This is a genomic window from Halopseudomonas sp., from assembly GCF_036961105.1.
GTDB lineage: Bacteria > Pseudomonadota > Gammaproteobacteria > Pseudomonadales > Pseudomonadaceae > Halopseudomonas.
Window position 1 is genome coordinate 64147 of the sequence record NZ_JBALWW010000016.1, and the last position, 19112, is coordinate 83258.

The 19112-nt window shown below is 60.3% G+C and carries 19 protein-coding genes and 1 pseudogene; 8 read left to right on the forward strand and 12 right to left on the reverse strand.

Annotated elements, in window-relative coordinates; genetic code table 11:
- Nucleotides 1–79: 79 nt before the first annotated feature.
- The 7 genes from V7756_RS14460 to V7756_RS14490 form a co-directional block, all read right to left on the reverse strand.
- On the reverse strand, nucleotides 80–475 hold the full coding sequence (locus tag V7756_RS14460; RefSeq protein ID WP_335610897.1) for a DoxX family protein: 396 nt from the start codon (nucleotides 473–475) through the stop codon (nucleotides 80–82).
- Between the two features lie 188 nt (nucleotides 476–663).
- Nucleotides 664–1149 (reverse strand): hypothetical protein, encoded by a 486-nt coding sequence (locus V7756_RS14465; RefSeq protein WP_335610898.1) that lies wholly within the window; start codon nucleotides 1147–1149, stop codon nucleotides 664–666.
- Between the two features lie 195 nt (nucleotides 1150–1344).
- Entirely contained in the window at nucleotides 1345–1854 is a 510-nt protein-coding gene (locus tag V7756_RS14470) for a C40 family peptidase (protein ID WP_335610899.1), read from the reverse strand.
- 113 nt (nucleotides 1855–1967) lie between these two features.
- Nucleotides 1968–2639, reverse strand: a complete 672-nt coding sequence (locus V7756_RS14475) for a DNA-3-methyladenine glycosylase I (RefSeq protein ID WP_335610900.1) — start codon at nucleotides 2637–2639, stop codon at nucleotides 1968–1970.
- A gap of 25 nt (nucleotides 2640–2664) precedes the next feature.
- A complete protein-coding gene (gene ttcA, locus V7756_RS14480) occupies nucleotides 2665–3489 on the reverse strand; it encodes a tRNA 2-thiocytidine(32) synthetase TtcA (protein ID WP_335610901.1) in 825 nt (274 codons plus the stop codon).
- A 113-nt stretch (nucleotides 3490–3602) separates the two neighbouring features.
- Nucleotides 3603–4202: a Yip1 family protein gene (locus tag V7756_RS14485; RefSeq protein ID WP_335610902.1), complete on the reverse strand. Its 600-nt coding sequence runs from the start codon at nucleotides 4200–4202 to the stop codon at nucleotides 3603–3605.
- A 136-nt stretch (nucleotides 4203–4338) separates the two neighbouring features.
- On the reverse strand, nucleotides 4339–4956 hold the full coding sequence (locus V7756_RS14490; RefSeq protein WP_335610903.1) for a DNA-J related domain-containing protein: 618 nt from the start codon (nucleotides 4954–4956) through the stop codon (nucleotides 4339–4341).
- Nucleotides 4957–5096: 140 nt separating this feature from the next.
- On the opposite strand from V7756_RS14490, the gene V7756_RS14495 reads away from it, so the two are divergent.
- Nucleotides 5097–6962, forward strand: coding sequence for a choice-of-anchor I family protein (locus V7756_RS14495; RefSeq protein WP_335610904.1), 1866 nt, complete (start codon nucleotides 5097–5099; stop codon nucleotides 6960–6962).
- 59 nt (nucleotides 6963–7021) lie between these two features.
- On the opposite strand, the gene ggpS is transcribed toward V7756_RS14495, so the two are convergent.
- Both ggpS and V7756_RS14505 read right to left on the reverse strand, forming a co-directional pair.
- Complete coding sequence (gene ggpS / locus V7756_RS14500) at nucleotides 7022–9289, reverse strand: glucosylglycerol-phosphate synthase (protein ID WP_335610905.1); 2268 nt, start codon at nucleotides 9287–9289, stop codon at nucleotides 7022–7024.
- 61 nt (nucleotides 9290–9350) lie between these two features.
- Nucleotides 9351–10682 (reverse strand): MFS transporter, encoded by a 1332-nt coding sequence (locus V7756_RS14505; RefSeq protein WP_335610906.1) that lies wholly within the window; start codon nucleotides 10680–10682, stop codon nucleotides 9351–9353.
- Nucleotides 10683–10938: 256 nt separating this feature from the next.
- On the opposite strand from V7756_RS14505, the gene V7756_RS14510 reads away from it, so the two are divergent.
- Genes V7756_RS14510 through V7756_RS14520 form a run of 3 tightly spaced genes read left to right on the forward strand, consistent with a single transcriptional unit; the run spans nucleotide 10939 to nucleotide 12252 of the window.
- Nucleotides 10939–11232: a hypothetical protein gene (locus tag V7756_RS14510; RefSeq protein ID WP_335610907.1), complete on the forward strand. Its 294-nt coding sequence runs from the start codon at nucleotides 10939–10941 to the stop codon at nucleotides 11230–11232.
- 10 nt (nucleotides 11233–11242) lie between these two features.
- A complete protein-coding gene (locus V7756_RS14515) occupies nucleotides 11243–11710 on the forward strand; it encodes a flavodoxin family protein (RefSeq protein ID WP_335610908.1) in 468 nt (155 codons plus the stop codon).
- A 47-nt stretch (nucleotides 11711–11757) separates the two neighbouring features.
- On the forward strand, nucleotides 11758–12252 hold the full coding sequence (locus V7756_RS14520) for a SprT family zinc-dependent metalloprotease (RefSeq protein ID WP_335610909.1): 495 nt from the start codon (nucleotides 11758–11760) through the stop codon (nucleotides 12250–12252).
- Here V7756_RS14520 and V7756_RS14525 read toward each other — a convergent pair.
- Entirely contained in the window at nucleotides 12249–13073 is an 825-nt protein-coding gene (locus tag V7756_RS14525) for a methyltransferase domain-containing protein (RefSeq protein WP_335610910.1), read from the reverse strand. The genes V7756_RS14520 and V7756_RS14525 overlap by 4 nt on opposite strands.
- A 76-nt stretch (nucleotides 13074–13149) precedes the next feature.
- On the opposite strand from V7756_RS14525, the gene V7756_RS14530 reads away from it, so the two are divergent.
- The 4 genes and pseudogenes from V7756_RS14530 (at nucleotide 13150) to V7756_RS14540 (ending at nucleotide 17344) form a co-directional block, all read left to right on the forward strand.
- Nucleotides 13150–14502 carry a class II 3-deoxy-7-phosphoheptulonate synthase gene (locus V7756_RS14530; protein ID WP_335610911.1) on the forward strand — a complete coding sequence of 451 codons (1353 nt, stop codon included), beginning with the start codon at nucleotides 13150–13152 and terminating at the stop codon, nucleotides 14500–14502.
- Between the two features lie 108 nt (nucleotides 14503–14610).
- A pseudogene (locus V7756_RS19125) lies at nucleotides 14611–15735 on the forward strand (monovalent cation:proton antiporter-2 (CPA2) family protein); the annotation flags it as partial.
- Nucleotides 15724–16446, forward strand: a complete 723-nt coding sequence (locus tag V7756_RS19130) for an NAD-binding protein (RefSeq protein ID WP_442909010.1) — start codon at nucleotides 15724–15726, stop codon at nucleotides 16444–16446. The pseudogene V7756_RS19125 and the gene V7756_RS19130, both read left to right, overlap by 12 nt.
- A 61-nt stretch (nucleotides 16447–16507) precedes the next feature.
- On the forward strand, nucleotides 16508–17344 hold the full coding sequence (locus V7756_RS14540; RefSeq protein ID WP_335610913.1) for a CvfB family protein: 837 nt from the start codon (nucleotides 16508–16510) through the stop codon (nucleotides 17342–17344).
- Between the two features lie 9 nt (nucleotides 17345–17353).
- Here V7756_RS14540 and V7756_RS14545 read toward each other — a convergent pair whose 3' ends face one another.
- Nucleotides 17354–18157, reverse strand: coding sequence for an AraC family transcriptional regulator (locus tag V7756_RS14545; protein ID WP_335610914.1), 804 nt, complete (start codon nucleotides 18155–18157; stop codon nucleotides 17354–17356).
- Between the two features lie 19 nt (nucleotides 18158–18176).
- Nucleotides 18177–18776, reverse strand: a complete 600-nt coding sequence (locus V7756_RS14550; protein ID WP_335610915.1) for a LysE family translocator — start codon at nucleotides 18774–18776, stop codon at nucleotides 18177–18179.
- Between the last annotated feature and the right edge of the window lie 336 nt (nucleotides 18777–19112).

Sequence of the window (19112 nt, forward strand, 5' to 3'; positions counted from 1 at the left end):
CCTCGCGAGGACCTGGCCGCCGAGGCAAGCGATCAAAAATGCACCTGAGCGCAACCACCCAGGCGCAATTGGAACGCTATTACCACTTGGCGCCGCGCAGCTGATCCACACTCCAGGCGCCGCCGCCAGCGAAGAACAGATACAGGAAGACGAAGGAAAACAATGCTGCCAGTTCGCCGCCATTGGCCAGCGGCCAGAGAGCCTGGGGCGCATGGGCGATGAAATAGGCAAAGGCCATCAGACCCGAAAGCAGGAAAGCCACCGGCCGCGTGAACAAACCGATAAGCACGAGAAAGCCGCCCACCAACTCCAGACTGCCCGCCACACCCGACATCGAGAACAGATCGAACTCGCCGCGCGCGGCGACCGGAAAACCAAAGATCTTCTGCATGCCGTGCTGCATGAACAATAACGCCGTAACGATGCGTAGCACACTCAAAATACGCGGTTGCCAGGCAATCAGAATCGCGTGCATAGAAACATCCCCTTTCCAGTTGAATCATCCAGGCAGCCAGCGGACGCACATCCCTGGCTGGCTGTTCAGCGGTGCCATGAGCATCGTGCGCTCAGATTAATAGCTCAACAGCCGGTAGTCACGCAGCTTTGTTCTCATGCCTGCAGAGACGTTCGCGAACAGCCCGGACCAGCATCCGAGGCGCAAGCCTATTTATCGGCCATCCACTTCGCCACATCGTTGCCCAAGGTGTTGGTGCAGCGATACAACACCTCACAGGAGCCTTTGAACGGCCCGCCGAAACCGCCACTGGAGTTACGTGTCTGCCGATAGGTATCTATCAACTGGCCGTTCTCGTACAGCTGCGCCATGATCGAAACCGATTTGCGGTGACCAAGAAAGGCGTTCCCTGAACTCAGGGCGTTGATTACCTGCAGCTTGATTTGCTTGCCGTCTCCTGCTGCCGGCTCGGCATTGAGCGGTACGACGCTCCAGCCCTGTTCGCGCAGATACTTTTCAGTCGACCTGGAGAAGCTGGCGCCAAGCTCGGTGCATTCGGAGAGGATATTGTCCGCGATAACCTGGGGGTCGTAATAAGAGGCACTGGAGCTGAGGGCCAGACTTCGGTCTGCAGCCTGCACCTGGCCTAGCGAAAGCAGCCCCAGCAGAGTGGCACCAAGTACTCGGTATTGCATATCAAATTCCTTTTTTTTTATATGCCGCTCAAGCGAGCGACCTTCCTTGTTTAGTCTTTCCAGCCTGGCCTCACTGCGTCCGCCAGACTTGGTGAATCAGCCTGCGTGGCGGCAGCTCACAAAATCGATCACGCGGCCAATGTGTGCCTGGCGCTGAATACGGACAATGGCATAGCGCCAACCACCTGGTGCGGATCAGTTACTGCTGAGCACGCGCCGCGCGCCTTTGAAGCTGCGCTGCCAGAAGTTGTCGCCCAGCTCATCCACTCGTACGCTGCCGCCAGTGCTCGGCGCATGCAGGAAGCGGCCTTCGCCGATGTAGATGCCCGCATGATTGACTCTGCCACCGTTCATGGCAAAGAGCACCAGATCGCCCGGCACCAGAGCGCTTTCACTGGGTTTGGCGGTGCGCATGGAAGTGAGGCCGGCGGTGGTGCGCGGCAGACTGACGCCAGCCGCTTCTCGGTACACATACTGGATCAGCCCGCTGCAATCAAAGCCGGTATCGGGGGAGGTACCACCGTAACGGTAGGGCGTACCGATAAGACTGAAGGCCTGAAAAACGATGTCATTACCCAATATCTCCGAGGAGTCGGACCGGGTAATCTGAGGCAAGGGAGTACGCACATCGGTCGCAACAGGCCGTTCGGGCGGTGTTCTGGGCGCACTGCTGCAACCGGCAAGCAGAGCCATAAGAATCAACATCAGTAAAGCGCCTGCCCGCATCCAGATACCTTCAAGGTTTGGCAAATGTGGTTAAAAAATGTACGACACGCCCCAGAATGTCAAGATTTTACTTTAACTAGCCGCGCCAAGTCTCAGTGATTTACCGTAAAAGCCAACATGGCAGAGAGCTGGCACAGGGGCCTGCCACTCTGCTCACGCCAGTGGTTGAATGCTGCCTGAGCGGCATTCTGATCACGCTGGCTGGTCGGCGCCTTGTCGATGATGCCCTGCGCCTTCAAGGCGGCTACCACGTCGTCAGTCGCCACCCAGGTGTCCTTGCCGACCATGCGCAGAAAACGCGGGACAGACTGGCCGCCAAGCTGACTGCCGCGCTTGGCCAGCGTGCGCCAGAGGCCCACGATGTCTTCTGCGGGCCACTCGGCAATGAAGTTGCCCACGCTGCCATGTTCGGCACTGATGTCCAGTAGCATCTGCGCATTGCGGGGCACGCTGCGCAGCTTGCCCAGATGACGGATGATGCGCTTGTCAGCCATCAACCGCTCAAGATGCTCGGCGCTCATGAGTACCACCTTGTGCGGCTCAAAACCGAAAAACACTTCTTCAAAGGCCGGCCACTTGGCATCCACCAGGCTGTGCTTCAGGCCAGCACGGAAAACGCGCAGTGCCATGCTCGACAGGTAACGGTCATCGCGTATTTCGCGCAGCCCTTGCGCTGGTTTCGGGCTTGGCAACCGGGCTTCCAGCGCCGCTTTTGAACCAAAGCGATTGAGGCAGTAGCTTTCCAGCCAGCGATAATCCTGCACGGTCAGGCTCCTTGGTAGCGCGGAGTCAAAGGTTCATCACGTTGAGAAAACGCGGTGCAACGGACTCATCAATACTCAGGCTGGCAAAATCGAACAGTTTGGTATCAGCCAGTTGCGATGGCTGCACATGCTGCAGCGCGCGAAATACGTTGTCGAGGCGACCCGGTGTCGCACGCTCCCAGCCCTGCAGCATTTCCTTGACCACCTTGCGCTGCAGATTCTCCTGCGAGCCACATAGATTGCACGGGATGATCGGAAAGCCCTGCAGCTCGGCATAGGCCGCGATATCGGCCTCATTGCAGTACGCCAGCGGCCGGATCACCACATTGCGGCCGTCATCGGAGCGCAACTTGGGCGGCATGGCCTTGAGGTTGCCGCCATAGAACATATTGAGGAAAAAGGTTTCGATGATGTCGTCGCGGTGATGCCCCAGCGCCATCTTGGTGGCGCCTATCTCGTCGGCAAAGGTATAGAGGTTGCCACGGCGCAGCCGCGAGCAGAGCGAGCAGGTGGTTTTGCCTTCCGGCACCTTCTCCTTGACGATGGAATAGGTGTCGCGTTCCAGGATGTGATACGCCACACCCAGTTCATCCAGATAGGCTGGCAGCACATGCTCGGGGAAACCGGGCTGCTTCTGATCCATGTTGACCGCCACCAGTTCGAACTTGATGGGCGCTACCTTCTGCAGATGCAGCAGCACATCCAGCATGGTGTAACTGTCCTTGCCGCCCGACAGACAAACCATCACCTTGTCGCCGTCTTCAATCATGTTGTAGTCGGTCACGGCTTCGGCGGTAAGGCGGCGCAGACGCTTCTGCAACTTGTTCTGGTTAACGCTGAGACGGCTCATGGGGGAGGTACACCGGATAAAGTAAAACGCGTATTTTACTGGAAACCGCTGTACATAAAAACATCAACCCCTGGCGAGATGCTCGGCAGGGGTTGAGATGTGTCACGATAAAACTAGCGCAGGTAGACCGGGCCGACGCCAAAGCCCCAGAAAATCACCGACGTAGCCATCATCGCGACCAGCACTACCAGACCTACCGCGAGAATGGAGCTGGAAAACAGGAAGCCCTCATCGCTGGGAATATCCATGAAGATGGGAATGCCCTGATACAACAGATATACCGTGTAGGCCACCGCAGCGGTGCCCACCAGCATGCCGAGCCAGAGACTGGGATAAAGCGCAGCCAGACCGGCAATGAAAAGTGGCGTGGCGGTATAGGCGGCGAAGACAACGCAGTCATTGAAGCTGGGGGTGGAGTCGTAGGTACGCGCCATCCAGTGAATGAATGCGCCCATCACGGCGACGCCGGCGAGCATGGCAAGATAGGACAGCACCGTCATCGAGAGTGCGCTGGCCTGGGTAAGCTTGACGGCTTCCTGGGTACCTATCGCCCATCCTACCTGGGTGGTACCTATGTAAGCGGAAACGACCGGGATGGCTGCGAGAATCAATACATGGGTCAAATACATGTGACCTATGCTTTCCTCCTCGCCCTTGATTTCTTTCCATTCCTCATCGGGATGGGTGAATAACCCCAAAACATGGTGGATCATGGCCTGACCTCCTCATTATTATTCAGCGCCGCGAGCTGCGCTCGCCGCACCACGAGCGCCTGCATTCAGCACTCTGCATTGACTATAGCGAAAAAATAATGGGGCCAAACCGATTTGCTTAGAGAGATTGGCAACTTCAAGCGCGGCCGTAATAGCGTTCCAGAATTAGCATGGCCTGATTGATCGCTTGCACCCGTTCAGTACTGCCACCGCGATCCGGATGATGCACCCGCACCAGCGCGCGGTAGCGCTGTTTCACCGCACGGGCGTCGGTCGGCTCCTGCAAATCCATCACCTGCAAGGCTTGCTGCACTTCGCCGGCCGCCACCTGTGGTCTTCCCTGTTGGCGCCAGAAACCGTCCAGCAGATGCTGCACATCCTCGGCGTGGGTGTCGCGCCATTGCCGCCAGTCCAGGTAATAACGCCGTAGCGGATCGTCGGTCACCAGGCCAGGCGTTGCGGTCTCGCGCGGCTGCAAGCAGATACTCAGGGTATTGATGCTCAGAGCCTGTCCTTGCTCGGCCAGCTCGTCGGCCAACCGGTATAGCAGATGAAATAGCAGAAAGTGCAGTTGAAACAGACGCAGCGGGTCGCGCAGCGCGCCAGGCTCGGCAAACAGCGACTCGGGGTAGCGCTCGGCCAACTGGCCGATGAGCTGGTACTCACCCAGGCCTTCGGGCGCAGCGCGCAACATGGCCAGAAGCTCGCTCTCAAAGCCGGGCGGCAGCAGGTGATGGGGTTGCAGTTCATCCATCTGCGCAGTGTATCAGCCGCCTGGGTGCAGAACGAAACCCCTTGGCACCATCACCAAAGTGAAATCAAAGGGTAAAGTGCCTGTCACACAATCTGCGTATCAATGTCACTTTCGTTTAACTCGGGGAAGGGACAAAGATAATGAACAAATGGATCATTGCTGCCAGCAGCGTTGCCATGATGGCCGCCGTTGCCGGTTGTAACAGCGGCAGCGACGACGATGATGAGAACCTGCCGGAAACGCCGGAAGTGGTTACGCCAGAGAGCATCTCGCTGGCCTATCTGGGGCGCTACAGTTCCGGCGTGTTCGGCGCGAGTGCGGCAGAAATTCCAGCCTATGACCCAGTCAACCAGCAAATTTTCATCGTTAATGCGCAAAAAGGCGCGGTCGATGTGCTGGACGCCTCCGACGTTGCCAACCCCACGCTGGTCCAGACCTTGACGGTCGAAACTGTGGCTGCGGGCGCGGTGGTCAATAGCATCGCGTACAAAGGCGGCTACCTGGCTGTAGCTATAGAAGCAGCGACCAAGACCGATCCGGGCTACGTCGCACTGTTCGACGCCACTACCCTGGAGCTGCTGGCCTCCGAACAGGTCGGCGCTCAACCGGACATGTTGACCTTCACTCCGGACGGCAGCTACCTGCTGGTCGCGAACGAAGGCGAACCCAGCAACGATTACAGTGTTGACCCGGAAGGCTCCATCAGCATTCTCAGCATCAACGAGGCAGACCTGGTGGAAGTCAAGACCGCCGGCTTCGCCGCCTTCAATGCGCAGAAGACTGCCCTGCAGCAAGCTGGTGTACGCATTTTTGGTCCTGGCGCCTCCGTAGCCCAGGATCTTGAGCCGGAGTACATCGCCATCTCGGCTGATAACACCACCGCCTGGGTTTCCCTGCAGGAAAACAACGCCTTGGCCAAAGTGGATATCGCCAGTGCCACCGTCACCGAAATACTACCGCTGGGCTACAAGGATCACGGCCTGGCTGGCAACGGTATCGACGTCAGCGACGAAGACGACGCCATCAATATCCAGCTCTGGCCCGGTCTCATGGGTATGTATCAGCCTGACGCCATCGCTGCCTACGAGACGGCCGGCAAGACCTACCTGATCACCGCAAACGAGGGCGATGCTCGCGCCTGGGGTGAGGACGACCAGGCCTACTGGGACGGCGACGCCAGCAAGGGCTTTGTGGAAGAGTTCCGCATGAAAAGCCTGACCGACAGCCGTGGCTTCAACCGCCGGGTGGGCGATGACCTTGCGCCCCAACTGCACGCCATGGCCGAGGGCGCGCTGCTCAATCCTGAGGTATTTGCTTACTGCGGTGCCACCACGACCGACCGCGGTGGTTGCGGGGAAGATGAACAACTGGGCCGTCTCACTGTGGCCTGGACCGACGGCTACCGCAAGAACGAGGACGGCACCCCGATGATGTTCGACACTACCGGTATTGCCAACCCGGCCGGCGACCGTCTGATGTACGACAACCTCTACGCCTATGGCGCCCGCTCCTTCTCGATTCGCGATGAAGACGGCAACCTGGTGTGGGATTCCGCCGATCAGTTCGAGCAGTATTTCGCCAGCGCTGATTGCATGCTCGGCAGCAACCGCGACATTCCCTGCGTGGACTATTTCAACGCCACCCATGATGAAGGCGACACCTTCGATAACCGCAGTGACAACAAGGGCCCCGAGCCCGAAGGCGTCACGCTTGGCAAGCTGGGTGAGAAAACCTTCGCCTTCATCGGACTGGAGCGTATTGGCGGTGTGATGGCTTACGACGTGACCGATCCGACTGCGCCGGTATTCGTGGACTATCTCAACACCCGTGAAGACTGGACCAGTGAAGATCCTGAAGCAGTACTGGCCGACGCGGGTGATCTTGGCCCCGAGGGTCTGGTATTCATCAGTGCGGAGGATTCGCCCAACGGTGAGGCCTTGCTGGTGATCGGTAATGAAGTCAGCGGCACCACTGCGGTTTATCAGGTCAACCAGATAGTCGAGTAATACCTTTCTGCAATGGCACCCGCGGCGGCTGACTATCGACTCTAGTCAGCCGCCTTTTCTCAGGCCACCTCCTCGGCCAGATGTTCCAGCGCCAGTGCGCGCGCGTTCCGCACCCCCGCCAGAAACTCATCACCCCAGCGCTTGATGTCATTGTGCTGCACCACGCCAAACAGCTCCTTGAGGCGCGCCTCCCGCTCTGCCCTGCCCAGCGTCAGACCTATATAAAGAGTGTCGCGCAGGTCATGCGGATCGTGCGGGTTGGTCAACAAGGCGCCATGCAGCTCGGCCGCCGCACCGGCAAACTCCGAGAGCACCAGCACCCCGGTACCGTTGCACAACCCCTGAGTAGCCACGTACTCCTTGGCGACCAGATTCAGGCCATCGCGCAGCGGTGTAATCCACATCACATCGGCCATCAGGTAATAGGCAATCAACTCATTGAAAGGAACCGCGCGGTAGAAAAACTGCACCGGGGTCCAGCCGACCCTGGAGAAGCGGCCATTGATACGCCCAACCGCCTGCTCGATCTGGCTCAGCAGTTCGGCATAGATAGTCATTTCGCGCGCAGCTGGCACACAGATGGTGATCAGCGTGACCTTGCCGATCAGCTCCGGGTGCGCTTCGAGCAAGGCTTCAAAGGCCAGCAGCTTGGCATGAGTACCCTTGGTGTAATCCAGCCGCTCGACTGACAACACCACCCGTATGCCCTGCAACTGCTCGCGCAGTTCGCCAATCTGCTGTTGGCAGGCCTCGGTTGCGATCAGCTTTTTGACCCGTCCCACATCCAGCCCTACCGGATGCGCGCCCAGGCCAATCGGTCGGCCGTGTACCGAGATCATGGTGGTCATGCGGTCCAGTCCGACCGCGCAACCGTAGGTTAGATAACGCGGGGCGCAGCCTTTCTCTTCCAGCACTTCAATCGGCGCCACGCCGCGCACCACGTCGACAAAGTTTTCCGCCTGCCGTGGAATGTGAAAGCCGACGTAGTCGCATTGCAGCAGGCTGCCAATGATCTCGCGGCGCCACGGCAACACATTGAACACGTCCGCCGAGGGGAAGTAGGTGTGGTGAAAGAACGCGATATTCAGGTCGGGACGCAGCGGCCGCAGGAAGGCCGGCACCATCCACAGGTTGTAGTCATGCAGCCAGACCACCGCGCCCTCGGCAGCCTCGGCGGCGGTACGCTCGGCGAACAGGCGGTTGACCTTGAGAAATACCGCCCAGTCCTCCTCGCGAAACACAGCGCGCTCCCAGAAGGTGTGCAAGGTCGGCCAGAAGGCTTCCTTGGAGAAGCGCTTGTAGAACACATCCACATCGTTCTTGCTCAGTGCCACCCGCGCCGCCACCAGATTGGGATAATTCTCGGCATCCACCTTGGTGTGCACCTCGAAGGCCTCGCGCTGGCGCGGATCGTGAATCGACCAAGCCACCCAGGAGCCCTGTTGATTGCCACCAAAGAAACTCAGCAGCGTGGGCAGGATGCCGTTGGGCGATGACGGCGGCCGGCGCACCAGCTTGCCGTCTTCAATGACTTCTTCGTAGGGCAGACGATGGTAGACCATGACTAGGTCGGCCTTGCCCTTGATCTGCAGGTCCCGCAGTTCGGAGTCCACACCCAGAGGGCCGAGGAAGCCGAAGTGCGAAATTGCTTCCAATATACCGCCACAGCCGCTGAGGCGCGCATGCAATACCTTGGCCCGGTCGGCCGTGGCTTCCAGCAGTGCAGGCTCAGACTCGCCAACGCATACTCCCATGAAGCCCTGCTCGTACATCGACAGATCGTTGAGCGTATCACCGGCGACCAGCACCTCTTCCATCGAGGCGCCAAGGTGCTCGACCAGCCGCTTCAGGGTCGAGCCCTTGTTGACGCCGCGCGGCAGACAATCGAGATACATGCCAGCGGAAAACAGCAGATCACAGTCCAGCCCCTCCATGGCCGCGCGCACCTCCTCGGTCACCGCGTCTGGCTCGCAGAAGTAGGAACAACGCCGCTGCTGCGGTACGTCCTGGCGCTCCAAACCGGGGAAAACCGAAAGCCTTTGCGCCACAACCTGCTCGCCAGGCCAATTGGCCTCGATCGCGCTCTGCAGCGGGTAGACCGGTTGCAGGGTTTCGCCATCCAGCACCGTGGAGCCCACATCGCAGATGATGTAGTCCGGTCGTGGTATGGCCGGGTCGGACAGCAGCGGCACCACCACTTCCAGTCCGCGCCCGGTCACAAACACCAGGGTGATACCCGGATGCGCGTTGATCAGCTGATACAGCCGCTGCCGGTTATCGGGGTCGCCCCCAAGAAAAGTGCCATCCAGATCGGTCGCCAACATCATAGCCCTGTACTCCCTGTCATAATTTGCCTGTCATCATTTGCTAGTTGGTATCGGGTAAACGCTAATGGCGCTCATCCGGAAATTCGTCGCTCGCGTCTGCCTGATCACCCTGCGGCTCGGACGGCGGCGCCGATTCTTGCGATCGGTTTGCGCCTGGCGACTGCTCGCCGTGGGTTGCATCATCGAGCATCATTTCCAGCACAGCCGTGGAGGTGCGCACCATGGGCACGTAGTGCGCCGCTTCGTCGACAATCTGGTCGCTGCCCTGACGTGACTGCCACAGGGCGTAAAGCGAGCAGAGGCCAAACATCAGGAAAAAGGTTACCGGTAGGGCCGCTGGGGACGTCAGGCCCATGAACCAACCGGCCAGCGCCGGACCGATGGCGGCGCCCACCCCGTGCAGCATCAACAGCGCCGCATTGCCGGATAAAATATCTTCCTGGTGTAAATGATCTATCAGATGCGCCACCACTGCCGGGTAGACCGCAAAGGAGCCCGCACCAAACACGGCGGCCGCCACCAGCAACCATTGGCCGAACGGCCCCAGCGCGGCCATCAGTAAGCCGCCCACCGCCGCCATGCCGCTGATCAGTGCCAACGCCTTGCGTCTGTCAATCCGGTCGCACAAGCGCCCCATCGGCCACTGAGCCAGGGCACCGGCAATAATCACCAGAGAAACGAAGCCAGCAATCTCGCCTGTATCCATACCCATGCGGCCGGCATAGACCGCACCCAACCCCCAGAAGCCGCCCATCGCCAAACCGGACAACAGCGCTCCGGCACAGGCGACCGGCGCCGCCTGCCAGAGACGTTTGAGCGAGAGCGCAGGAGTATCTGTTATCACTGGCTGAGCCAGGCGGGTCGCCGCCACCGGCATGACGGCGAGCATGATCAGAATGGCGGCAATGGCGAAAAGGGTGAAGGCCAGGGGGCTATCCCAGCGCAACAGTTGCTGGGCCAGGGCCAGCGAGCCAAGATTCACTGCCATATAGCAGGCAAAGATCTGGCCCCGACGCTCAGGCGGCGCCGTGGTATTGAGCCAGCTTTCGATCACGGTATAGATGCCCACCAACGCCACACCGGTGATCACCCGCAACACCAGCCACATACCCGGCTGCACCCAGAGCACGTGAATGAGCACACACACCGCTTCGGCCGCGGCGAGAAAGGTAAAGGCACGCACATGCCCCATGCGGCGAATCAGCCGCGGGCAGATAAAGGTCCCGAGTATAAAACCGGCAAAGTAGGCAGAGCCCAGCAAACCCAGGGTCTGATCGGCAAAGCCCTCGGCGCTGCCACGCAGGGCCAGAAGCGTATTGAACAGTCCGGTGCCCAGCAACAGCAGAGCCACACCGGTAAGCAGTGCCCCAATGGGCACCAGAAGCCTAATCATGGAGCCGCAATCTCCCCTAAAGGTGGTCGTCGATTCCAGGCAGGATGGGTGTCAAAACGTGCGTTTATGCATCTGTAATTTATATCCAGCTGTAAACACCCTACCCCACTCAGCCGCCGCTGACCAGCCTCGATTCAGCCACCACCAAGGCTTCATCTGCTCTAGAGTGCTTCTATCAAGGGCAATTAAGAGGCTACACTGGCGGCAGCATTATCTGCGTTCCCTTACACAACGAATGACACAGTCGGTCCACGCCATGTCCAGTCTGAAAGACACCGCCCGCAAGCTCTGCTCGCCGCTGCTCAAGCCGCTGGAGAACAGCGATGCACCCTATCACTACACGCCCAGGAGCCGCGCCATTCTGGTGATCATGAGTGTGATGTTTCTAATGCTCGCCACGGGCCTGGCGCTATTTCTGCCCTCCGGCATAGAGCGCACCTTTCTGATTCCGGTCAGCGTGTTCGGGCTGATCGGCGTGCTGGGACTGTTGGTAGCCTGGCTCGGCAGCGAGCGCGCGGTGGCCCGGCTGTGGAACAGCCGGCAGGGCTGACGGAGGCCAGATGAGCAGCAAGACCCTACTCATAGTCGCGCACGCCCCGTCTGACAACACCCGCGCATTGGTGCAAGCGGTGCTGCGCGGCGCGCGGCATTGCGAGGTTGAAAATGTAGCGGTCATTTACAAGTCACCACTCGACGCGGGCCCGGACGATGTGCTGAAAGCCGACGCCATCATCCTGGGCACCACCGAAAACCTCGGCTACATGAGCGGCGCACTGAAGGATTTCTTTGATCGCAGTTATTATCCCGTGCTGGAGCAGAAGCAGGGATTGCCCTGTGCGCTCTATATCCGCGCTGGCATGGATGGCACCGGCACCCGTCGGGCGGTGGAATCCATAGTCACCGGTCTGCGCTGGAACTGGGTACAGCCGCCCCTGACCTTAAAGGGCGACTGGCAGGAGAGCTTCCTGCAGCAAGCTGAAGAGCTCGGGCTCTACATGGCCGCAGGTCTGGACAATAGCGTTTTCTGACCTGAAGCCGCTTCTGGCCAACGTCTGGCGACGTTATACTTGGCGCCATGGACCGTATTCTTGCCCGCCTTGAAGACTGCTATCAGCTCGCCGAGCAGCACTTCTCTCGCCCCTTTCCCCGCCCGGATATCACCCTGGATCTGCGCGGCCAACGCGCGGGCGTAGCCTATCTGAACCGCAATCTGCTGCGCTTCAACGGTCAGATGTACCGCGACAATACCGAGGACTTTCTGCTGCAGACGGTGCCACACGAAGCTGCGCACCTGATCGCGCACCTGGTCTACGGGCCCCGTATTCGGCCGCATGGCCCGGAGTGGCGCGGCGTCATGAGTGGCCTGTTCCGCCTGCCGGCCAACCGCTGCCACAACTACGAGGTAGCAAGGCGCCGCGCTACACGCTATCTCTACCGTTGCGCCTGCCCCGACCACATGCCCTTCACGCCGCAGCGTCACGCGCTGGTCAGGAAAGGTCGCCGGTATCAATGCCGCCGGTGCGGCGATTTGTTGCACTTCACTGGGCAGCAGATGGCGCAGGCGGTTTAAGGCTCCAGCAAGTCGGGCGCCTCGCCGGCGCGCCGCAGTGACTCGATATAGGGGCGCAGCGAATAACCCAGTTGCGGCTCCATCCTATCTGCCCACTGGCGCATGGCATCCAGCTCGAGCGGCAATTCACCGGCCTGCGGAATAAACAGGATGATGTTGCCCTCTTCCACTTCCACCTGCAGATAATGGCTGCCAAATAACCGGCGCAAGCGGCTGGCCGCGTAGGGCTGGCCGCTTTGTCCCAATTGCCATTGATTGACCACCAGCAGACCACCCGGGCGCAACGCCGCTCGGCACGCAGCGAAAAAGTCTGCCTGCAATTGCAGCCGGGCAATGCCTCCTTCCAGGTAGAGATCGAGGAACAGCAGGTCGCAGCTGTTTTCGCGGTTGGCCAGATAACTGTCAGCGCTCGCGACCACCACTTCCAGCCGCGGGTCGCTACTCAGGCCAAACCAGCGGCGCGACAGCTCCACCACCTTGGCACGCAGCTCAACGGCGATCATTTTTTGCGGCTGCAGGTACTCCAGTACAGCATTGGCCAAGGTGCCGCCACCCAGGCCCATCAGCAGCACCTGCGGCGCCTGGCTACGCCAATAGCCGGCCAACAGCATGGCCCGTGTGTAGTCGTACTCCAGCCAGGCAGGATTATCCACCAAGCCGCAGCTCTGCTCGGTTTCGGTACCAAAATAGAGATAACGCAGCTCACCCTGCTCACTCACCCAGAGCGAACCGAAATCATCCTGGCAGCGTTCGAGTTCCTTCTCTGCCAACGCAGCGGGCTGGCTGAGCAGGAAGCGATAAAAACGATTGATCCAGCCCATAGGCTGTTTAACCCCCATCGCCCGCGCTACCATTCAGCATCACGAGCCCATTGACCGCATTCAAGTAGAAGAACCCATGACAGCAATCTGGACCCCCGACAGCTGGCGCAGCAAACCCATACTGCAACAACCCACCTACCCCGACCCGCAAGCCCTGCTGGCGGTAGAACAGAGTCTGGCCAGCTATCCTCCGCTGGTGTTTGCCGGCGAGGCCCGCGAGCTGCGTCGGCAGTTTGCCGAGGTCATCAATGGCCGTGCCTTTCTGCTGCAGGGGGGCGACTGCGCCGAGAGCTTTGCTGAATTCTCGGCGCCGAAGATTCGCGATACCTTCAAGGTCCTGTTGCAGATGGCTGTAGTCATGACCTTTGCCGCCGGCTGCCCGGTGGTCAAGGTAGGCCGCATGGCTGGCCAGTTTGCCAAGCCGCGATCGGCCGATGACGAAACCCAGGGCGGCGTGACTTTACCCGCTTACCGCGGCGACATCATCAACAATATAGCCTTCGAGGCTGATGGCCGCGCACCGGATCCGCAGCGCCTGCTTAGCGCCTACCACCAGTCCACCGCCACACTGAACCTGCTGCGCGCCTTTGCCCAGGGCGGCTTTGCCAGTCTGGACCAGGTGCATCAATGGAATCTGGACTTCATTGCCAACTCTGCAATGGCCGATCGTTTTCAGCAATTGGCCGACCGCATCGATGAAAGCCTGGCCTTCATGCGCGCCTGCGGCTTCGACAACGCACACAGCCCGCAGTTACGCGAGACGGCATTTTTTACCGCTCACGAGGCGCTGTTGCTGAATTATGAGCAAGCGTTCACCCGTCGCGACAGCTTGACTGGCGACTGGTTTGACTGCTCGGCGCACATGCTGTGGATTGGCGACCGCACCCGTCAGCTCGACGGTGCGCATGTCGAATTCATGCGTGGCATCAACAATCCCATCGGCATCAAGGCCGGCCCCACCACCGACCCGGACGACCTGTTGCGATTGATTGATCGGCTCAACCCAGACAACCGCGATGACCGACTCAACCTGATAGTGCGCATGGGCGCCGACCAGGTAGAGCGGCACATGCCGGCACTGGTGCGCGCAGTAGAACGTGAGGGCAAAAAAGTGCTGTGGAGCTCTGACCCGATGCACGGCAACACCATGAAGGCCTCCAGCGGATACAAGACGCGCGACTTCGCCCGCATTCTGGCCGAGGTGGAGCAGTTCTTCGCCGTGCACCACGCCGAGGGCACCTGGGCCGGCGGCATTCATATCGAGATGACCGGACAGAACGTGACCGAGTGCATCGGCGGCGCCACACCGGTGACCGAAGACGGCCTGTCGGACCGCTACCACACCCATTGCGATCCACGCCTGAACGCCGACCAGTCACTTGAGCTGGCCTTCATGATTGCCGAAACGCTGAAAAAGGTCCGCCGCTGAGTGCCGCCACCCGGCTTGCCGGCTGCGGTATATCGTCAGCCAAGCGCCTTTCCCTTTACCCATCATGCGCCCGACCCCTGGCGCATGACACCTTGACCCGGATTGCCCATGCACGAAGAAAGTAGCGTTCTGCAGGTTGCCGTGGTGTTTCTGCTGGCGGCGGTCGCCGCGGTGCCCCTGGCCAAAAAGCTGCGACTGGGCGCCGTTATCGGCTACCTGCTGGCGGGCGTGGTCATCGGTCCATCGGCGCTCAACCTCATCGATCACCCGCAAGATATCAGCCACATCTCCGAACTGGGCGTTGTTCTGCTGCTGTTCATCATCGGCCTGGAACTTTCGCCCCGGCGCCTCTGGGTAATGCGTAAATCGGTATTTGGCGTTGGCCTGGCCCAGGTCCTGGTGTGCGGCAGCGTGATTGGCGGCGTCGCCTACCTGGGGCTGGATCAGCCGGCCAATACCGCCGTGGTGCTGGGACTGGGGCTGGCGCTTTCTTCCACCGCCTTTGGTCTGCAGATTCTGGCCGAGCGCAAGGAACTGACCAGCCCGCACGGGCGTCTTGCGTTTGCCATACTGCTGTTTCAGGATATCGCCGCCATTCCGCTGATTGCCCTGATTCCGCTGCTGGGCAGCGCTGCAACCGGCGGCGACGGCAGCAGCAATCTGGAGCAGTTCGTGCGGATCGCCGGCAGTATCGCCATTATCGTCATAGGCGGCCGTTATCTGCTACGCCCGGTGTTTCGCATCGTTGCCAAGACCAAACTGCAGGAAGTCTCTACCGCCACCGCCCTGCTGGTAGTGATAGGCACCGCCTGGCTGATGCAGAGTGTGGGTGTTTCCATGGCGCTGGGCGCCTTTCTGGCCGGGCTCTTGCTGGCCGATTCGGAGTACCGCCACGAGCTGGAGTCACAGATCGAGCCCTTCAAGGGGTTGCTGCTGGGACTGTTCTTTATCAGCGTGGGCATGACCGCCGACATCGGCCTGCTGCGTGACAGTCCCGCTGCGGTGCTGCTGCTGACCGTCCTGATTGTCGGCTGCAAGCTGCCGCTCATCTATCTGGTTGGCAGAGCGGCCGGCGGGCTGAACCGCCTCAGCGCCCTGCGCCTGGGGGTGGTGCTTGCCGCAGGCGGCGAGTTTGCCTTTGTGGTGTTCCAGATGGCCCGCGATCAGCTGTTGTTCGATCAGCAGATGCACAGCACACTGGTGCTGGCGATTACCTTGTCGATGGCCATTACGCCGCTGATCATTCTGCTGCTATCGCAATTGGTCAAAGCCAAACCTGTTCCGGTAAGCGTGCCCGAGGAATATCAGCAAATTGATGCCGACACGCCCCGCGTGGTCATCTCGGGCATGGGCCGCATGGGGCAGATCATTGCCCGTGTATTGCGCGCGCAGGGCATTCCCTACATCGGGCTGGAGACCTCGGTCGACAGCATAGAGCTGTCGCGCAGCCTGAGCAGCGATATGCCGATCTTCTACGGCGACCCACTGCGCGCGGAGATCCTGCGCGCCGCCCAGGTCGACAAGGCGGAGTTCTTCATCATCGCCACCGATGATCCCGACACCAACCTGAAAACAGCCGAACTGGTACGGCGGCTTTACCCGCAGGTGACCATTATTGCCCGCGCGCGCAACCGTCAGCATGTGCACAAGCTGATCGACCTCGGCGCGCTGGCCGTGCGGGAGACCTTCCATTCCAGCCTGGAAATGAGCAAACAGGTGCTCACCGGCCTGGGCCTGAGCGACGCTCAGGCCGATTCGCGCATTACCCGCTTTCGGCAGCACGATGAGCAGGTGCTGGCTGCCCAGCATCGGGTGTATGACGATGCCGCCGCGGTAATGCAGACCGCCCGCGAAGCCCGCGCCGAGCTGGAAACCCTGTTCGATTCCGACCAGATCGAAACCCGCAGCGTGCCAGAGCTGCTGCCACCCAAACCAGAGCAATAGGCCCTGCGAGCGCAAGCCTGGGCCTGCTACAATGCGCGCTCATCAGATCAGGAATATACGCATGGCCGATATAGGGCGCTTCAACCGACTGCAGGTCGTCAAACATACCGGGTTCGGCCTCTATCTCAATGGTGGCAACGATGGCGACATTCTGCTGCCCAAGCGCTATATCCCCAAGGATGAGCCCAGTGAAGTGGGCGACTGGCTGGATGTATTCATCTACTTCGACAGCGAAGACAAGATCATCGCCACCACCGAGCAGCCCAAGGCTCAGGTAGGCGACTTTGTCAGCCTGAAAGTGATCGCCAAGAACAACGTCGGGGTATTTCTCGACTGGGGCCTGCCCAAGGACGTGCTGCTGCCCTTCTCCGAGCAGAAAAAACCGTTGGAAGTGGGTGACTACGCCGTGGTGCACCTGTATCTCGACAAGCATACCAGCCGGGTGATCGCGACCAGCCGCCTGGATCGCTACCTCGACAAGACGCCGGCGCGCTACAAGGCCGGCGAGCAGGTCGAGCTGTTGATAGTCGAGCGCACCGACCTGGGCCACAAGGCAATCATCAATGGGCTGCATTGGGGCCTGGTGCACAAGAACGAAGCCTTCAAGTTCCTGCGCGGCGGTCAGCGCGAGCAGGGCTACATTCGCGAGATGCGCGCCGACGGCAAGATCAGCCTCAGCCTGCAACCCGTTGGCGCTGCCGCTGCCGATCAACTGCAGGATCAGATCCTGCAGAAGCTGCTGGACAACGATGGCACCCTGCCGCTAAGTGACAAGAGCACGCCGGAAGCCATCAGCCGCGCCTTTGGCGTTAGCAAGGGCAATTTCAAGAAGGCCATCGGCGGCTTGCTGAAGCAGGAAAAGATCAGTATTCACAGCGACCATATCGAGCTGTTGTAGCCGCTGATGTCAGGCCGCGCGGTAGAACGCGCGGTACTGCCCAGGCGTCAGCGCGGTACGCAATTTGAAGTGGCGCTGAAAATGCGCCTGATCGGCAAAGCCCAGATCCAGCGCCAAGGCATTGAGGCTGCAATCGCCTCGGCGCAACCTCACCCGTGCCAGCTTGATCCGCGCATCCAGCTGGAAGGCATGCGGCGCCTGACCAAATTCGCGTTTGAAGCTGCGGATCAGCTGATAACGATTGAGGCCCGCGACGCCAGCCAGGGTATCGAGCTGCAGATTGCTATCGAGTTGATCCATGATCAGATCCCGCGCCAGCAGGACGCCTGGGTGCCTGCCCGGCACAACCGCTGTGGCTGCGCCGAACAGCGGCTGCAGCAGCTCGATCAGCCCGGTTTCCGCCGCCAGCGCGGTATCGCCGCCGAGCAGCTTGGCGCACAGCTGATCAAACTGCTTCACGGCGTTCGGTCGTGCATTGGTAGTGGCCGGAAAGCACCGATAATCGGCGCTCCCGCCGAGCAACTCGCGCTGAAACTCGCCCAGCCACGCCGCATTCAGAAACAACATGCGGTAAGACCAGAGCCCCGCCGCCGGGTTGCATGAATGCACCTCCCCCGGATTGACCGTGACCATGCTGCCTGCCCCGATGCGTTGCGCCTTGCCGCGATTGCGATACAGGGTGTGGCCCTGATCGATCACGCCGAAGGAGAATTCATCGTGGGTGTGTTGCTGATAGCACGCGCTGGAGCGGTCAGCCTGACGTAGCTCGACAAAGGGCAGCGCGGGGCTGCGCTGCAGGAAATGTTCAGACATGGCTAATGCTACCCCTTGATCAATACCACAGAATCACCGCAACGCTGACCACCAGCAGCGCCGCCATACCGCGATTGAAACAACGCATGGCTCTCGCCCCCGGAAGCCGTTGCCCCAACAGATGACCGGCCAAGGCCCAGCTACCCACACCGAGCAGGCACATCAACAGCGACAGCATACAGAACAGCAGCAAAGTCTGGGTACTGGCGGGGTTGCCGCTGACAAACAGGCCAATGCCGGACGTGGAAAATAACCACGCCTTGGGGTTAAGCCACTGGGCCAGGGCACCGGCCCAGAAGCCGGGCACCTGATCTGCTGCGTCGCTGCCCGCCAACGCGACCTGCGCGGTGGCAAGGCGCCAGGCAAGGTACAGCAGGTAGCCCGCGCCCAGCCAGCTTAAAACCCGCACCAGCTGCGGCTGGTGCTGCAGACTGCCGAGCAGACCCAGGCCTACCAGCAGAACCATAAGCGTGTAACCCAGCGATGCGCCAAGCACATAAGCTGAACTCCGCCATAAGCCAGCCTGAGCACCAGCCGCCACGGCTACCACGCAAACCGGCCCTGGGGCAACGGAGCCAACCAGGGAGAACGCCAACATCGAACAAACCAGGGTCAACATGCACTCACTCCACCACGCGCTCGCTTCAGCGCCCATGGTCGGCATGTTGGCCTGTACGGCTTCCCCTGTATTGAACGAAATTGCGCCTCGGCGCAGGGACACGCCTCGGCAACAGGCCAGGTTGCAGCGATGCCCAGATGCAACTCCACCGAGGGCAAGCTCCGTCTCGACCCTGGGAGATTAAATCAGCTCCGCTGGCCGAGATGGAACTCGATGAGATGGTCTCCTCCCTCTCCCTTCTACGGCGTCGATGCGCCAAGGGATAGATGCTAAACATCTACTGAAACCGAACGGAGACAGGAGGAGACCATGAACAAATTTATGACAATTGGCATC

Excerpts from the sequence above, each read along its gene's own strand:
- V7756_RS14460 (WP_335610897.1), bottom strand. The coding sequence starts at position 475 with ATGCACGCGATTCTGATTGCCTGGCAACCGCGTATTTTGAGTGTGCTA.
- V7756_RS14465 (WP_335610898.1), bottom strand. The coding sequence starts at position 1,149 with ATGCAATACCGAGTACTTGGTGCCACTCTGCTGGGGCTGCTTTCGCTA.
- V7756_RS14470 (WP_335610899.1), bottom strand. The coding sequence starts at position 1,854 with ATGTTGATTCTTATGGCTCTGCTTGCCGGTTGCAGCAGTGCGCCCAGA.
- ttcA (WP_335610901.1), bottom strand. The coding sequence starts at position 3,489 with ATGAGCCGTCTCAGCGTTAACCAGAACAAGTTGCAGAAGCGTCTGCGC.
- V7756_RS14485 (WP_335610902.1), bottom strand. The coding sequence starts at position 4,202 with ATGATCCACCATGTTTTGGGGTTATTCACCCATCCCGATGAGGAATGG.
- V7756_RS14490 (WP_335610903.1), bottom strand. The coding sequence starts at position 4,956 with ATGGATGAACTGCAACCCCATCACCTGCTGCCGCCCGGCTTTGAGAGC.
- V7756_RS14495 (WP_335610904.1), top strand. The coding sequence starts at position 5,097 with ATGAACAAATGGATCATTGCTGCCAGCAGCGTTGCCATGATGGCCGCC.
- ggpS (WP_335610905.1), bottom strand. The coding sequence starts at position 9,289 with ATGATGTTGGCGACCGATCTGGATGGCACTTTTCTTGGGGGCGACCCC.
- V7756_RS14505 (WP_335610906.1), bottom strand. The coding sequence starts at position 10,682 with ATGATTAGGCTTCTGGTGCCCATTGGGGCACTGCTTACCGGTGTGGCT.
- V7756_RS14510 (WP_335610907.1), top strand. The coding sequence starts at position 10,939 with ATGTCCAGTCTGAAAGACACCGCCCGCAAGCTCTGCTCGCCGCTGCTC.
- V7756_RS14515 (WP_335610908.1), top strand. The coding sequence starts at position 11,243 with ATGAGCAGCAAGACCCTACTCATAGTCGCGCACGCCCCGTCTGACAAC.
- V7756_RS14520 (WP_335610909.1), top strand. The coding sequence starts at position 11,758 with ATGGACCGTATTCTTGCCCGCCTTGAAGACTGCTATCAGCTCGCCGAG.
- V7756_RS14525 (WP_335610910.1), bottom strand. The coding sequence starts at position 13,073 with ATGGGCTGGATCAATCGTTTTTATCGCTTCCTGCTCAGCCAGCCCGCT.
- V7756_RS14530 (WP_335610911.1), top strand. The coding sequence starts at position 13,150 with ATGACAGCAATCTGGACCCCCGACAGCTGGCGCAGCAAACCCATACTG.
- V7756_RS19130 (WP_442909010.1), top strand. The coding sequence starts at position 15,724 with ATGGCCATTACGCCGCTGATCATTCTGCTGCTATCGCAATTGGTCAAA.
- V7756_RS14540 (WP_335610913.1), top strand. The coding sequence starts at position 16,508 with ATGGCCGATATAGGGCGCTTCAACCGACTGCAGGTCGTCAAACATACC.
- V7756_RS14545 (WP_335610914.1), bottom strand. The coding sequence starts at position 18,157 with ATGTCTGAACATTTCCTGCAGCGCAGCCCCGCGCTGCCCTTTGTCGAG.
- V7756_RS14550 (WP_335610915.1), bottom strand. The coding sequence starts at position 18,776 with ATGTTGACCCTGGTTTGTTCGATGTTGGCGTTCTCCCTGGTTGGCTCC.